This window comes from Sphingopyxis italica (assembly GCF_011926545.1).
In the GTDB taxonomy this organism is placed as follows: domain Bacteria; phylum Pseudomonadota; class Alphaproteobacteria; order Sphingomonadales; family Sphingomonadaceae; genus Sphingopyxis; species Sphingopyxis italica.
Genome location: NZ_JAATIT010000002.1, coordinates 261,746 through 275,566, shown reverse-complemented (window position 1 = coordinate 275,566; position 13,821 = coordinate 261,746). Strand labels below are relative to the sequence as shown.

15 protein-coding genes are annotated in these 13,821 nt (G+C 66.5%); 12 read left to right on the top strand and 3 right to left on the bottom strand.

Annotation, left to right across the window (positions count from 1 at the left end):
• Positions 1-27: 27 nt before the first annotated feature.
• The 9 genes from purB (at position 28) to GGR90_RS08960 (ending at position 7,743) form a co-directional block, all read left to right on the top strand.
• Complete coding sequence (purB, locus tag GGR90_RS09000; protein WP_167921100.1) at positions 28-1,344, top strand: adenylosuccinate lyase; 1,317 nt, start codon at positions 28-30, stop codon at positions 1,342-1,344.
• Positions 1,345-1,412: 68 nt separating this feature from the next.
• Positions 1,413-1,769: a lipopolysaccharide assembly protein LapA domain-containing protein gene (locus tag GGR90_RS08995; protein WP_167921099.1), complete on the top strand. Its 357-nt coding sequence runs from the start codon at positions 1,413-1,415 to the stop codon at positions 1,767-1,769.
• Positions 1,766-2,440: an orotidine-5'-phosphate decarboxylase gene (gene pyrF / locus GGR90_RS08990; protein ID WP_167921098.1), complete on the top strand. Its 675-nt coding sequence runs from the start codon at positions 1,766-1,768 to the stop codon at positions 2,438-2,440. The genes GGR90_RS08995 and pyrF overlap by 4 nt, the downstream gene beginning before the upstream one ends.
• A gap of 104 nt (positions 2,441-2,544) precedes the next feature.
• A complete protein-coding gene (locus GGR90_RS08985) occupies positions 2,545-3,174 on the top strand; it encodes a phosphoribosylanthranilate isomerase (RefSeq protein WP_167921531.1) in 630 nt (209 codons plus the stop codon).
• Complete coding sequence (gene trpB, locus GGR90_RS08980; protein WP_167921097.1) at positions 3,171-4,403, top strand: tryptophan synthase subunit beta; 1,233 nt, start codon at positions 3,171-3,173, stop codon at positions 4,401-4,403. Before GGR90_RS08985 ends, trpB begins: the two co-directional genes overlap by 4 nt.
• A complete protein-coding gene (locus GGR90_RS08975) occupies positions 4,400-4,615 on the top strand; it encodes a hypothetical protein (RefSeq protein ID WP_167921096.1) in 216 nt (71 codons plus the stop codon). The genes trpB and GGR90_RS08975 overlap by 4 nt, the downstream gene beginning before the upstream one ends.
• Complete coding sequence (trpA, locus tag GGR90_RS08970) at positions 4,612-5,403, top strand: tryptophan synthase subunit alpha (protein ID WP_167921095.1); 792 nt, start codon at positions 4,612-4,614, stop codon at positions 5,401-5,403. The genes GGR90_RS08975 and trpA overlap by 4 nt, the downstream gene beginning before the upstream one ends.
• Positions 5,400-6,251: an acetyl-CoA carboxylase, carboxyltransferase subunit beta gene (gene accD / locus GGR90_RS08965; protein WP_167921094.1), complete on the top strand. Its 852-nt coding sequence runs from the start codon at positions 5,400-5,402 to the stop codon at positions 6,249-6,251. Before trpA ends, accD begins: the two co-directional genes overlap by 4 nt.
• Positions 6,252-6,402: 151 nt before the next feature.
• Complete coding sequence (locus GGR90_RS08960) at positions 6,403-7,743, top strand: bifunctional folylpolyglutamate synthase/dihydrofolate synthase (protein ID WP_167921093.1); 1,341 nt, start codon at positions 6,403-6,405, stop codon at positions 7,741-7,743.
• A gap of 108 nt (positions 7,744-7,851) precedes the next feature.
• On the opposite strand, the gene GGR90_RS08955 is transcribed toward GGR90_RS08960, so the two are convergent.
• Complete coding sequence (locus tag GGR90_RS08955) at positions 7,852-9,273, bottom strand: MFS transporter (RefSeq protein ID WP_167921092.1); 1,422 nt, start codon at positions 9,271-9,273, stop codon at positions 7,852-7,854.
• A gap of 194 nt (positions 9,274-9,467) precedes the next feature.
• On the opposite strand from GGR90_RS08955, the gene GGR90_RS08950 reads away from it, so the two are divergent.
• Positions 9,468-10,238: a hypothetical protein gene (locus GGR90_RS08950; RefSeq protein WP_167921091.1), complete on the top strand. Its 771-nt coding sequence runs from the start codon at positions 9,468-9,470 to the stop codon at positions 10,236-10,238.
• 55 nt (positions 10,239-10,293) lie between these two features.
• Here GGR90_RS08950 and GGR90_RS08945 read toward each other — a convergent pair whose 3' ends face one another.
• The gene (locus GGR90_RS08945; RefSeq protein WP_167921090.1) at positions 10,294-10,731 is read right to left on the bottom strand and encodes a response regulator; all 438 of its coding nucleotides are present in this window, start codon (positions 10,729-10,731) and stop codon (positions 10,294-10,296) included.
• 154 nt (positions 10,732-10,885) lie between these two features.
• Between GGR90_RS08945 and GGR90_RS08940 the strand changes: the two genes are divergently transcribed.
• Together GGR90_RS08940 and rsmD are read left to right on the top strand one after the other, a co-directional pair.
• Positions 10,886-11,731, top strand: a complete 846-nt coding sequence (locus tag GGR90_RS08940; protein WP_209023659.1) for a pseudouridine synthase — start codon at positions 10,886-10,888, stop codon at positions 11,729-11,731.
• A 265-nt stretch (positions 11,732-11,996) separates the two neighbouring features.
• On the top strand, positions 11,997-12,542 hold the full coding sequence (rsmD, locus tag GGR90_RS08935; protein ID WP_167921088.1) for a 16S rRNA (guanine(966)-N(2))-methyltransferase RsmD: 546 nt from the start codon (positions 11,997-11,999) through the stop codon (positions 12,540-12,542).
• Here the strand turns inward: rsmD and GGR90_RS08930 are convergent.
• A complete protein-coding gene (locus tag GGR90_RS08930) occupies positions 12,526-13,791 on the bottom strand; it encodes an MFS transporter (protein WP_167921530.1) in 1,266 nt (421 codons plus the stop codon). The genes rsmD and GGR90_RS08930 overlap by 17 nt on opposite strands.
• Between the last annotated feature and the right edge of the window lie 30 nt (positions 13,792-13,821).

Below are 13,821 nucleotides of genomic sequence, written 5' to 3'. Positions count from 1 at the left end.
AAGGCGCCCGAAAAGGAAGGAAATTCAATGGTTCCGCGTTACGCACGGCCGGAAATGACCGCGATCTGGTCGGCCGAGAATCGCTTTCGCATCTGGTTCGAGATCGAAGCGCACGCGACCGACGCGCTCGCCGAACTCGGCACCATCCCGAAATCCGCCGCCAAGGCGCTGTGGGACTGGTGGGCGACGAACCCCGCGATCGACGTCGCCGCGATCGACGCGATCGAGGCGGTGACCAAGCACGATGTCATCGCCTTCCTGACCTGGGTGGCCGAGAATGTCGGCGACGAAGCGCGCTTCATGCACCAGGGCATGACGTCGAGCGACGTGCTCGACACCTGCCTCGCGGTTCAGCTCAGCCAGGCTGCCGATATATTGCTCGCCGACCTCGACGCGCTGCTCGAAGCGATCAAGCGCCGCGCCCATGAGCATAAGCTGACCCCGACGATCGGGCGCAGCCACGGCATCCACGCCGAGCCCGTCACCTTCGGCCTGAAGCTCGCCGAAGCCTATGCCGAATTTTCGCGCTGCAAGCTCCGCCTCCAGGCCGCGCGCGCCGAAATCGCGACCTGCGCCATTTCGGGCGCGGTCGGCACCTTCGCCAATATCGACCCGCGCGTTGAAGCGCATGTCGCCGCGAAGCTCGGCCTTGCGATCGAGCCCGTCTCGACGCAGGTGATCCCGCGCGATCGCCACGCGATGTTCTTCGCGGTGCTCGGCGTCATCGCCTCGTCGATCGAGCGCCTGTCGGTCGAAGTCCGCCACCTCCAGCGCACCGAAGTCTTGGAAGCCGAGGAATATTTCTCGCCGGGGCAGAAGGGCTCGTCGGCGATGCCGCACAAGCGCAACCCGATCCTGACCGAGAATCTCACCGGCCTGGCGCGCATGGTGCGCAGCGCGGCGATCCCGGCGATGGAGAATGTCGCGCTGTGGCACGAGCGCGACATCAGCCATTCGTCGGTCGAACGCTTCATCGGCCCCGACGCGACGATCACGCTCGACTTCGCGCTCGGACGGCTGACCGGCGTCATCGACAAGCTGCTCGTCTATCCCGAACGGATGCAGAAGAATCTCGACCGGATGGGCGGCCTCGTCCACTCGCAGCGCGTGCTGCTCGCGCTGACGCAGGCGGGCGCGAGCCGCGAGGACAGCTATGCGCTGGTCCAGCGCAACGCGATGAAGGTGTGGGAATCGGACGGCCAGCTCTCGCTGCTCGAACTGCTCCAGGCCGATGCCGACGTCACGGCGCGGCTGTCGGCGGACCAGCTTACGGAACTTTTCGACCTCGGCTATCATATGAAGCATGTCGATACGATCTTCGACCGGGTGTTCGGGCCTGCATAGCGGCGGGCTGGAATCGCGCGGCATTCTGTCATAGGGTCGTCGACGGATCGACAGAGGAGCAAGACGAAGTGGGAATCCTGCGTACGATCATCTGGGTGTCGCTGACCGCCGTTCTCGTCATCTTCGCGATGGCGAACTGGCAGGTCGTAACCGTCACGATCTGGCCGGGCTGGGAAGCGGAGACCAAGCTTCCCGTCGTCATCTTCGCGTCGTTCCTGATCGGCAGCGTGCCGATGTGGATCGCGCTGCGCACGACGCGCTGGTCGCTGAAGCGCCGCCTCGACGCGAGCGAACGGCAGGCGGCCGACCTTCGCGCGCTCGCCAACCGCCCGGTGACACCCGCTCCCGCCCCCACTCCTGCGACGCCGCCGGTGAACGACATTCCGCCCACCCCCGCCGACCTCTTCCCCACGGACAAACCATGACATCGCCGCTTTATCTCGCGATCGACACCCCGCACCTCGATGCCGCGCTGACGCTTGCGCAGAAGGTGCGGCGGCATGTCGGCGGGCTGAAGCTGGGCCTCGAATTTTTTTGCGCGAACGGCCATCATGGCGTGCATGAGATGGCGAAGCTCGGCCTGCCGATCTTTCTCGACCTCAAGCTGCACGATATTCCGAATACGGTGGCAAAGGCGATCCAGGCGCTGCGCCCGCTCGAGCCGGCGGTGCTGACCGTTCACGCCGCGGGCGGCCGTGCGATGCTCGAAGAGGCGAAGGCGGTGGCGGGCGCCAGCACGAAGGTCATTGCCGTGACCGTGCTCACCAGTCTCGACGCGCCGGACCTCGACGACATCGGCGTCGGCGGCACCCCGCACGACCAGGTCGTCCGCCTCGCCGCGCTCGCGCGCCAAGCCGGGCTCGACGGCATCGTCTGCTCGGGCCAGGAAGTGAAAGCGGCGCGCAAGGCGTGGCCCGGCGGCTATTTCGTCGTCCCCGGCGTCCGCCCCGCGAACGGCAAGGCCAGTGACCAGAAACGCATCGTGACGCCGGCGCAGGCGATGTCGGACGGCGCCTCGATCCTCGTCGTCGGCCGCCCGATCAGTCAGTCGTCCGACCCCGACCTCGCCGCGCGCGAGATCGAAGCGACGCTTTAATCACCATATCCGTCATCCCGGCGAAGGCCGGGATCTCCACGGTGCGCTCAGCCGCAACGGCGAGACCCCGGCCTTCGCCGGGGTGACGGCAGGACAGGATGAACATGCCCCCTCTCGTCAAAATCTGCGGGCTCAAGACGCCCGAAACGCTCGATGCCGCCATTCGCGGCGGTGCGACGCATATCGGCCTCGTCCATTATGAGCCGAGCCCGCGCCACGTCGACCTCAAGACCGCCGCCGAGCTGCGCAAGCGCGCTGGTCCGCACATCAAGGTCGCGCTGCTGCTCGTCAACGCCTCGCAGCAGCTGACCGGCGATGCGCTCGGCATGGTGCGGCCCGACATCATCCAGTTTCACGGCAGCGAGACGCCCGAATGGCTTGCGGTCGTGAAACGGCTCGCGCCGGCGGAGATATGGAAAGCCGTTGGGCTAAAGGATGCCGAGACGCTGGTGCGGATGCAGAAATATAACGGGATCGCCGATCGCATCCTGTTCGACGCCCCCGCGGCCGCCCTCCCCGGCGGGACGGGCACGCGGTTCGACTGGTCGCTGCTCAAAAACCATCGCCACAGCATGGACTGGGGCATCGCCGGCGGCCTGACCCCCGAAAATGTCGGCGAAGCCCTCGCGGCGACCGGGGCGCCGCTCGTCGATGTGTCGTCGGGCGTCGAAAGCGCGCCGGGCGTCAAGGATGTGGACAAGATCGCGGCTTTCCTTAAAGCGGCGGGTCGATGACCCAGCTACCCAACAGCCTCCGCTCCGGCCCCGACGCGCGCGGCCATTTCGGCCAGTTCGGCGGCCGCTATGTCGCCGAAACGCTGATGCCGCTGATCCTCGACCTCGAACGCCATTATCGCGCGGCGCAGCAGGACAACGCTTTCAAGGCCGAGTTCGACGATCTGCTCAAAAACTATGTCGGCCGCCCCAGCCCGCTGTGGTTCGCCGAGCGGCTGACCGAGCATCTGCGCGCGAGTGCCAGCGAAGGCTTCGGCGCTAAGATTTACCTCAAGCGCGAGGACCTCAACCACACCGGCGCGCACAAGATCAACAATTGCATCGGCCAGATCCTGCTCGCCAAACGCATGGGCAAGACGAAGATCATCGCCGAAACCGGCGCCGGCCAGCATGGCGTCGCGACCGCGACCGTCGCCGCGCTCTTCGGCCTGCCCTGCACGATCTTCATGGGCGCGGTCGACGTCGCGCGGCAGCAACCCAATGTGTTCCGCATGAAGCTGCTCGGCGCCGAAGTCGTCGCGGTCGAAAGCGGCGCGAAGACGCTGAAGGACGCGATGAACGAGGCGCTGCGCCACTGGGTCGCGAACGTCCACGATACCTTCTACATCATCGGGACGGTCGCGGGCCCGCACCCCTATCCCGAGCTGGTGCGCGATTTCCAGTCGGTGATCGGCGACGAAGCACGCGCGCAGATACTGGAAGCCGAGGGCCGCCTCCCCGACATGCTGATCGCCCCCGTCGGCGGCGGATCGAACGCGATCGGGCTGTTCCACCCGTTCCTCGACGACGAGGGGGTCGAGATCGTCGGCGTCGAAGCCGCAGGCGAAGGGCTCGACGGCAAGCACGCCGCGAGCCTCGCGGGCGGCCGTCCGGGCATTCTCCACGGCAACAAGACTTATCTCTTGCAGGACGAGGACGGCCAGATCACCGAGGCGCACAGCATCTCGGCGGGCCTCGACTATCCGGGCATCGGCCCCGAACACAGCTGGCTCCACGAAATCGGCCGCGTCCGCTATGAACCCGTCACCGACGATGAAGCGCTCGCGAGCTTCCAGAAGCTCACCAAGCTCGAAGGCATCATTCCGGCGCTCGAAAGCGCGCACGCGATCGCCGCCGCCGAACGCATCGCGCCGACGATGGGGAAGGACAAGATCATCATCGTCAACTGCTCGGGCCGCGGCGACAAGGACATCTTCACTGTGGCCGATGCGCTGGGGGTCGCGCTATGAATTGGAAACTGTTCGCGCAGTTGTTTGCGATCACACTTCCACTGACCGTCATTATAACAGTCGTCTTGCGCGTGCTGCTGCAATGGTCCGGAGATTTCTCCCGGTGGCAAGACACGCTCACCTCGAGCAACATTGTGCTGTCTGTCGTGATTGCGGCGATAATTGCCCGCTCGATCATACGACATCAGGCGCTTTACGGCGAAGACCAATGACCCGCTTCGCCGCAACCTTCGCCAAGCCGCGCCCCGCGCTCGTTGCATTCATCACCGCGGGAGACGGCGACACCGCCGCGAATCTCGACGCGCTCGTCGCCGGCGGCGCCGATGTGATCGAGCTTGGCATGCCCTTCACCGATCCGATGGCCGATGGCCCAGCGATTCAGGCCGCGAATTTGCGCAGCCTCGCGAAAGGCACGACGACCGCCGACATCTTTGACATCGCGTCAGCCTTCCGCCAGCGTCATCCCGACACTCCGCTCGTCCTGATGGGCTATGCCAACCCGATGACGATCCGCGGACCCGAATGGTTCGCCGCCGAATGCGCCAAGGCCGGGGTCGATGGCGTCATCTGCGTCGACATCCCTTCGGAAGAGGACGCCGAACTCGGCCCCGCGCTCCGCGCTGCGGGGGTCGACCTGATCCGCCTAGCCACTCCCACCACCGACGCCGCGCGCCTGCCCGATGTGCTGAACGGCGCGGGCGGTTTCCTTTATTATGTCTCGGTCGCCGGCATCACCGGCCAGCAACAGGCGGCGCAGGCGAGCATCGACGAAGCCGTCGCGCGCCTCAAGGCCGCGACCGATCTGCCCGTTGCGGTCGGCTTCGGCGTCCGCACGCCCGAACAGGCCGCCCAGATCGCGCGGGTCGCCGACGGCGTCGTCGTCGGATCGGCCTTCATCGACATCATCGCCGAGCATGGCGACGCCGCGGCGCCGCATGTCGAGGCCTTCACCCGCACCCTCGCCGATGCTATCCATAGCGCCAAGGAGATCGCCGCATGAGCTGGCTCGACCGCGTCCGCAACGCCCTGCCCTTCACCGCAAAGCGCGATACAGCGGACAATCTGTGGCACAAATGCCGCCAGTGCCAGCAGATGGTGTTCGTCAAGGAGTGGGAAGACAATCTCAACGTCTGCCCGCGCTGCGACCATCACGACCGCATCGGCGCGACCGAACGCTTCGCGCAGCTGTTCGACGGCGGCCTGCATGAGCTGATCGCCGCCCCCGGCGCACCCGAAGATCCGCTGAAGTTCCGCGACACCAAGAAATATGTCGACCGCATCAAGGCGGCGCGCGCCCAGACCGGCGACCGTGACGCCTATCAGAATGCGTTCGGCCGCATTTCGGGCCAGGGTGCTGTCATCGGCGTGCAGGATTTCGCCTTCATGGGCGGATCGATGGGCGTCGCGGTGGGCGAAGCCTTCGTCGCGGGGGTCGAGGATGCGATCCGTCGCGGCGTCCCCTATATCGCGATCACCGCCGCGGGCGGTGCGCGGATGCAGGAAGGCACGCTGTCGCTGATGCAGATGCCGCGTGCCACGGTGGCGCTCGCGCGCCTGCGCCGCGCGGGCCTTCCCTATGTGGTGCTGCTCACCGATCCGACCACGGGCGGCGTAACGGCCAGCTACGCGATGCTCGGCGACATCCAGATCAGCGAACCCAAGGCATTGATCGGCTTCGCGGGCCAGCGCGTGATCGAGAATACGATCCGCGAAAAGCTGCCCGAGGGCTTCCAGCGCGCCGAATATCTGCTCGATCATGGGATGATCGATATGGTCGTGCACCGCAAGGAATTGCCCGCGACGTTGGGGCGGTTGATCGGTTATCTGGCGCCCGAAAAGGCGGCCTGACTTAATCCGCCCTCCCCTTCGGGGGAGGGCAATGAGACTTGCCAGCTTGCTGGCTAGTCGCAGTGGGTGGGGTCCGTCGGCCTTGCGCAAGGCCGATGGACCCCACCCCAACCCCTCCCCTGAAGGGGAGGGGCTTGCAAAAGCCCGCACCATGCCCGACCACGCCCACAGCTCCGACCCCGCCGTCCAGACCCAGCTCGACCGCCTCGCCGCGCTGTCGCCGGGGCGCGACATTCTCGGGCTCGAGCGCATCGCCGAACTTTGCGCGCGGCTCGGCAATCCTCAGCTCCAGCTTCCTCGCACCTTCCACGTTGCAGGCACCAACGGCAAAGGGTCGACCTGCGCCTATCTTCGCGCGATCCTCGAAGCGCAGGGGCGCCGCGTCCACGCCTATACCAGCCCCCACCTTGTCCGCTTCAACGAACGCATCCGCCTTGCCGGAACGCTGATCGACGACGCGCTGCTCGCCGCCCTCCTCGAAGAGGTGCTCGACGCAGCCGCGGATTTGCAGGCGAGCTTCTTCGAAGTCACCACCGCCGCCGCCTTCCTTGCGTTCGCGCGCATACCCGCCAATGATTGCATCGTCGAAGTCGGTCTCGGCGGGCGTCTCGACGCGACGAACATCATCCCGCCGCCTGCGGTCGCCGGCATCGCTTCGCTCGGGATGGACCATGAGGCCTTCCTGCTCGCGCCCGAGGCGGGAACGCCCGACGATCCGGCGATGCGCATCGCATGGGAGAAGGCCGGGATCATCAAGCCCGAAACGCCCGTCGCGACATTGGCCTATCCGCCGCATGTGCGCGATACGATCGCCGCCAAGGCGGCCGACGTCGGCGCCACCCTCTTTCCGGAGGGCGATGGCTGGGAAATAGAGCAAGCAGGCGACGCCTTCCGCTGGACCTCGAAACTGGGCTCGGTCGCGCCGCCGCTGCGCCCGCGCATGGCGGGAGCGCACCAGATGCGCAACGCCGGACTCGCGATCGCGATGCTGCGCCTCGCTCCCGATCCGCGGCCGAACGATGCGGAGATCGCACAAGGCGTTGCCGACGCGTTCTGGCCCGGGCGGATGCAGCGGCTCGGCGCGGGTCCGCTGACCGCGCTTCTGCCGCCGGACCGGCAGCTCTGGCTCGACGGCGGCCATAATCCCGACGCGGGGGTCGCGTTGGCGAAGGCTTTGGAGAGGCACGCCCCGCTCCACATCATCTGCGGCCTGCTGAGCAACAAGGATGCGCTCGGCTTCTTGCGGCCTTTCGCGAACCGGATCGCGTCGTTTCAGGCGGTTCCGATCCCCGGTCACGAACACCACGGCCCGAGGGAGCTGTGCCATTGGGTGCAGTCCGACCTCGGCATCGTCGATGCCCAGCCGTGCGAGGATGTGACTACCGCGCTGCGCTTCATCGCCGAGCATCGCCCGGCGGCGGACGTGCTGATCTGCGGCTCGCTTTATCTGGCGGGGGTGGTGCTCGATCTCAACGGCGAATGGCCGATCTGAACACAGCCTCGCTCGTCGCCCCTGCGAAGACGGCCGCTGGAAGGGTAGCGCGAGGCCGATAGCGGCCCCCGCCTTCGCAGGGGCGACGGGCCTTTTGGGACCCGCAGTCTATGCCCGCACGGTTCCCGCGGTGCCGATCGACAGGTCGACCAGCCCTTTGCGCATCATGATCCAGAACAGCAATATGCCCGGCAGCGCGGCGACGACGGTGAAAAGGTAGAAGTTCACATTGCCGAACTCCTCCATCATCGCGCCCGCGGTGGTGCCGGTCAGAAAACGGCCGACGATGCTCGCCGCCGAGCTGATCAGCGCATAATGCGCCGCGGTGAAGCGCAGGTCGCACAGCGCGGAGAAATAGGCGACAACGACGACACCGCCGATCCCGCTGGCGATATTTTCGAAGCCGATCGTCGCCGCCAGCCCCCAATTGCTGTGCCCCGCCGCCGCCAGCAAGGCGAAGCTGAAGTTGCTGACGGCCATCAGGACGAGGCTCAGCAGAACCGCCTTTTTCATCCCCATCCGCGCGTAGAGGATGCCGCCGATGAATATCCCGATGAAATAGGCCCAGAAGCCGATGCCGACGTCATAGATGGCGATCTCGTCGTTGCTGAATCCAAGATCGTCGAGCAGCAGGCGCAAGGTCAGATTGGCGAGCGTGTCGCCGATCTTGTGTAGAAGGATGAACAACAGGGCCAGCCATGCGCCATGGCGGCTGAAGAATTCGGTGAAGGGCCCGACGATCCCGGCGACGATGCCGGGTCGCCCTTCGCGCGTTACCGCCTCGCGGTGCCGTTCGGGCTCGCCGACCCAAAAGGCGGCGATCACCGCGGGCAGTGCGAACATGGCGCAGGCGAAATAGGCGGCTTCCCACCCGTAGCGCGCCGCGAGGACGAGCGCCAACCCGCCCGCCGCGGTGGACCCCAGGCGCCAGCCATATTGCGACATGCCCGATCCCACCCCGAGTTGCTCGGGCTTCAGTATTTCGATCCGGTAAGCATCGATGACGATGTCGAAGGTCGCACCGGCCAACCCGACGAGTATGGCACCGACCGCCATTTCGAAAAGCGCCGCAAATTCGCCGTCCTGGCCCAGCCCGAACCATTGCATCAACTGCCCGACCGGCGATCGCCCGACATGCTGCGGATCGACCATCGCCAGATTCGTCACCGCCAGTATGACGAGCGCCGCAGCCAGCAACAGCCACGACACGCGCTGGCCGAGACGGCCGATGACCGGCAGGCGCACCGCATCGACGACCCACGCCCACAAGGGTTTGAGGTTGTAGACGAGAAACGCCAGCGAAAAGGCGGTGATGGACGCCTTCTCGAACCCGTCCTGCGCAAGGCGCGTGGTCAGCGTCGCGCCGATCATGGCAAAGGGGAAGCCCGACGAAATACCAAGCAACAGCGCCGCCAGCGGGGCCCGCTCGAGATAGGGCCGGATGCTGTGCCACCAACTCTGCGGCGGCGGCGTCGAAATATCTTGCTGCAAAACCTGCACCTCCCCGATGCGCGCCCAGGAGCGTCGCATGTCCATCGCCAAAGGCCTAAAGCCTTGGCTCCAAATTGGAAGCGGCTAATTGAGCGGCTGCGGCAGACGGGTCGATGTCCGGGGAGAAGGGCCGCTTCGGGGTGGTTTGCGGACTTGTCAAAGGTCGCCCCCGCTTCTATCCCGCGCCAATCCGGCCACCGGGCACCTTGACCAGCGGACGCCGCCACCAAAGATTGCTTCAGCTGAGCCCTGTCCCCGCCACCCCTTACGTCGAACAGCTCAGCATCGGGGCGGGGCGCCGCACGCTTGCCATAAGCCTGGCGCTGCTGATCACGGCGCTGCTGCTCACCATGCTGCTCTCCTTCGGTCTGGGGGGACGGCCCGAAAGCAAGGAAGAGCGCGTCATCGTCGTGAGCCTCGAGCCCGCCGGGGCTGCGGAGGAAGCGAATTCGGCTGAGCCCGAGCCCGCCGAAGAGAAGGCCACGTCGCCGCAGCCCGAGCCCGAGCAAGCCCCGCCGCCAGAGCCGGCCAGGCCGCTGCCCGAACCCAAAGCCACGCCGCCCATAGTGACGCCGAGCGAGCGACCGCGACCACCTGCAGACCCGCCGAAGGTCGTCCGTCCCCCTGGCGGACCGGTTTACGGGCCACCCGACACCCGCCGCTCATCCTCCTCGTCGGGCGATTCGGAAGTGGTGGGAAAGGCTCCCAATGGCGAGCCCCTCTATAGGGCGACCTGGTATCGCGAGCCCAGCGACGGCGAGCTGCGCGGTTACCTGTCAACCGCCAGCGGGCCCGGATGGGGGCTGATCGCCTGTCGCACGGCGCCGGATTATCGCGTCGAGGATTGCATCGGGCTCGACGAATATCCGAACGGATCGCAGATCAATCGTGCGGTGCTCGCCGCGGCGTGGCAGTTTCAGGTGCGGCCTCCGCGACGCGGGGGGCGGCTGCTCGTCGGCAGCTGGGTCAGGATCAGGATCGACTATGGAGTCCGGCGGCGATAGGCCGCGCGGCGGTATATGTCGGCGGGGAGCGCCTGCCCCGACACCCCGCTCGCCCCTAGGCGGCCTGCGGGCGCCAGAAGGTCGTAAGGCCGCTCACCTTGCGCGGCGCCTCATTCTTGCAGATCATCGTTTCGAGCGCTTTCAGCGCCGAGACGAGCGAGGAGGCGCTGTGCGGTTTGCCGAGGCATGCCAGCGCGATCTCGCTCGCGTCGGCGGGGCATTGTCCGGTCACCAGCAGCACCGCGATGCCGCGGTCGCGCGCCAGCCTCGCGACTTCGCGCCCGGTCATATGGCCCGCAAGGCCCAGGTCGAGCACCAGCGCATCGACCGGCTCGGCCGCCATGATCGCCACCGCCGCCTCGCCCGAATCGACCGTCGCAACGATCTCGTACCCGCCCACCTTCAACGTGTGCTCATTGTCGAAAGCCGTCAGCGGATCATCCTCGATGATCAGCAGCCGCTTGATGCAGGTAGGGCGGGACGCGAAGCGCATGGTTTCTCCCTTTGACGTCGCCATGACTCGCTCCGCGCCCTCCCGCAAGATCGCTTCTGCTTGCCATCGACGAAGCGGGTCTTTTCCGGCTATGGGCGTGATCACGACGCAACACTATTCTTCTGAAAACGACAAGAAAGCCGCATCCGTTCCGATGACGACCCGCCGTCCGCCCCGCTCGACGCCTCGCCCCGCCGCAGATCGCGACGCCCCGAAAGGCCGCCGCGCCGCGCGCGGCGCCGCATCGGCGCTCAAAGCCAAGCCCTCCGAAGAGCGCGAGGACGGGCCCCAGCGCATCGCCAAGCTGCTCGCGCGCGCCGGCGTCGGCTCGCGCCGCGATGTCGAGCGGATGATCGAGGAAGGGCGTATCGCACTCAATGGCGAAGTGATCGCCCAGCCCGCGCCGCTGCTGTCGTCGCTCGATGGGTTGACAGTTGACGGCAATCCGGTCGCCAAGCCGGTGTCGACGCGCCTCTATCGCTTTCACAAACCCGCGGGCTGCATCACCGCCGCGCGCGATCCCAAGGGCCGCAAGACGATCTATGATCTGCTGCCGAAGGGGCTGCCGCGCCTGATGCCCGTCGGCCGCCTCGACTATAATACCGAGGGGTTGCTGCTGCTCACCAACGACGGCGAATTCAAGCGTCAGCTCGAACTGCCGGCGAGCGGGGTCGAGCGCACCTATCGCGCGCGCGCCTTCGGCGACATCAGCCAGGCGCAGCTCGAAGAGCTTGCAATGGGGATCGAGATCGACGGCGTCCGCTATGGCAGGATCGACGCCAACCTCGAACGGCGCACGGGGCGCAACCAGTGGGTCGAAATGACGCTGACCGAGGGCAAGAATCGCGAAGTCCGCAAGGTGCTCGAACATTTCGGGCTGCAGGTCAGCCGCCTGATCCGGACGCGCTATGGCGAATTCACCCTCGCCGACCTCGACATGGGCGCGGTCGACGTCGTGCCGCGCGACGAGCTGTTCAAATTTCGCCGGCGTCTTGGCTAAGGGTCAGAGCCTGCCGCTGGCGCGGTCGAGGTTTGAAGCGATTTTGTTCAGGGCAAGGAAGCGGGACGCAGGCATATGAATATATTCCAAGGCACGCTGACGCAGCCATGGACAAAATCGGTCAAATCCCAAAGGGACGCCGAAATGGCTTCGATCTCGCCCCCACGCGGCCTTGCTGCTAGAACCACTAGCCACGGCGACCGCGCGACGGCGATATCTTCGCCATTTCGGCGCCTCGACCGCGCCAGCGGCAGGCTCTGACCCTGTGCGGGTAATCTCGGGCGAATGGCGCGGGCGCAAGCTGCTCGCGCCGAAGAATGACGCGACGCGGCCGACCGCCGACCGCACGCGCGAAACGCTCTTCTCGATGCTCGCGAGCCGTCTCGGCAGTTTCGAGGGGCTGGTCGTCGCCGACCTGTTCGCAGGTTCGGGCGCGCTCGGTATCGAGGCGCTGTCGCGCGGCGCCGAGCAATGCCTCTTCGCCGAACAGGATCGCGACGCGCTCGACGCGCTGCGTAAGAATCTGGGGACGCTGGGTGGGACATCGCGCGCCGATATTCGCGCGGGTTCGGTTCTCGCATTGGGCCCGGCGCGCCGGACCTACGACCTGCTGATGCTCGACGCGCCTTATGACACCGGCGCGGGCAGCGTCGCGCTGGACAAGCTCGGTCGCCTCGGCTGGATCGGCCCCGACAGCTGGATTTCGATCGAGACCGCCGAGAAGGAAACGGTCGAGGTCGCGGGCTTCGAAATCGACGCGACACGCAAGGTCGGCAAGGCGAAGCTGACGCTGCTCAGGCGGGCGGTGTGATCCGCCGCACCATCAGCAGGCCGAGCCAGCTGATGATCCCGGCGAGCGCGAGATAATAGCCCACGGTTTCGGTCCCGCCGCGTGCGGCCAATGCCTGCGCGACGATCGGGGCCATCGCGCCGCCGAGGATGCCTCCGGCGTTGAACGCCACCGACGCGCCGGTGTAGCGCACGCGCACCGGGAACAGCCCGGTCAGCCAGCTACCGAGCGGGCCATAGACCAGCCCCATCACGAACAGCGCGGCGGCGAGGCCGAGGAAGATCAAGGACCAGCTTTCCGACGCCAGCGACGGCCCGAACAGGAAACCGGTCACGATCGTCGCGCCGCACCCCCAGCTCAGCACGCGCTGCGCGCTCGATGCGTCGCTCCAATATCCGGCGATGACGATCCCGACGGCCATGAACAGGATCGCGCCGAGCTGAATCAGCAGGAACTGCTCCTTCGGATAGCCGAGCGCTGTCGTCCCGTGCGCGAGCGCGAAGCTCGTCGCGAGGTAGAAGATCGCGAAACAGGCGACGACGGCGAAGGTCCCCGCGAGCGTCGCGACCAGATGGTGCCGGAACAATTCGCCGAGCGGCACCGCGACCGGCGCCTCCGTTGCGATGGCTTTGGCGAAATCGGGCGTCTCGCCGATCTTCAATCGCACCCATAGCCCCAGCCCGACGAGCACCGCCGACAGCAGGAACGGGATGCGCCAGCCCCAGGCGGCGAAATCGGCGTCGCTCAGCCCCAGACCCAAAAGCAGGAACAGGCCGTTCGCGGCAATGAATCCTACCGGCGCGCCCAATTGCGGGAACATGCCGAAGCGCGATTTCCATCCCGGCGGGGCATTCTCGACCGCGAGCAGCGCCGCGCCGCCCCATTCGCCGCCGAGGCCGAAGCCTTGGCCGAAGCGCAGAATGCAGAGCAGCAGGGGCGCGACCCAGCCGACCATCGCATATGTCGGCAGGAAGGCGATCAGCAAGGTCGAGGCGCCCATCAGCATCAGCGACGCCACCAGCGTCGATTTGCGCCCGATGCGGTCGCCATAATGGCCGAAAACGATCGCGCCGACGGGCCGCGCGAAGAAGGCGAGCCCGAAGGTCATGAAGCTGTACATCAGCTGCGCCGAATCCGAGCTTTCGGGAAAGAAGAGCGGCCCGAACACCAGCGCCGCCGCGGTGCCATAAATATAAAAATCATAAAATTCGACCGCGGTGCCGACGAGGCTCGCGGTCAGGATGCGCCGATGCTGCCGATAGGGTGCCAGATCCACGGGCGATGCCCCTCCCCGATGTTG

Bases quoted from the DNA above. Each gene is read 5' to 3' on its own strand.
- purB (WP_167921100.1), top strand. From the start codon at position 28: ATGGTTCCGCGTTACGCACGGCCGGAAATGACCGCGATCTGGTCGGCC.
- pyrF (WP_167921098.1), top strand. From the start codon at position 1,766: ATGACATCGCCGCTTTATCTCGCGATCGACACCCCGCACCTCGATGCC.
- GGR90_RS08985 (WP_167921531.1), top strand. From the start codon at position 2,545: ATGCCCCCTCTCGTCAAAATCTGCGGGCTCAAGACGCCCGAAACGCTC.
- trpB (WP_167921097.1), top strand. From the start codon at position 3,171: ATGACCCAGCTACCCAACAGCCTCCGCTCCGGCCCCGACGCGCGCGGC.
- GGR90_RS08975 (WP_167921096.1), top strand. From the start codon at position 4,400: ATGAATTGGAAACTGTTCGCGCAGTTGTTTGCGATCACACTTCCACTG.
- trpA (WP_167921095.1), top strand. From the start codon at position 4,612: ATGACCCGCTTCGCCGCAACCTTCGCCAAGCCGCGCCCCGCGCTCGTT.
- accD (WP_167921094.1), top strand. From the start codon at position 5,400: ATGAGCTGGCTCGACCGCGTCCGCAACGCCCTGCCCTTCACCGCAAAG.
- GGR90_RS08960 (WP_167921093.1), top strand. From the start codon at position 6,403: ATGCCCGACCACGCCCACAGCTCCGACCCCGCCGTCCAGACCCAGCTC.
- GGR90_RS08955 (WP_167921092.1), bottom strand. From the start codon at position 9,273: ATGCGACGCTCCTGGGCGCGCATCGGGGAGGTGCAGGTTTTGCAGCAA.
- GGR90_RS08945 (WP_167921090.1), bottom strand. From the start codon at position 10,731: ATGCGCTTCGCGTCCCGCCCTACCTGCATCAAGCGGCTGCTGATCATC.
- GGR90_RS08940 (WP_209023659.1), top strand. From the start codon at position 10,886: ATGACGACCCGCCGTCCGCCCCGCTCGACGCCTCGCCCCGCCGCAGAT.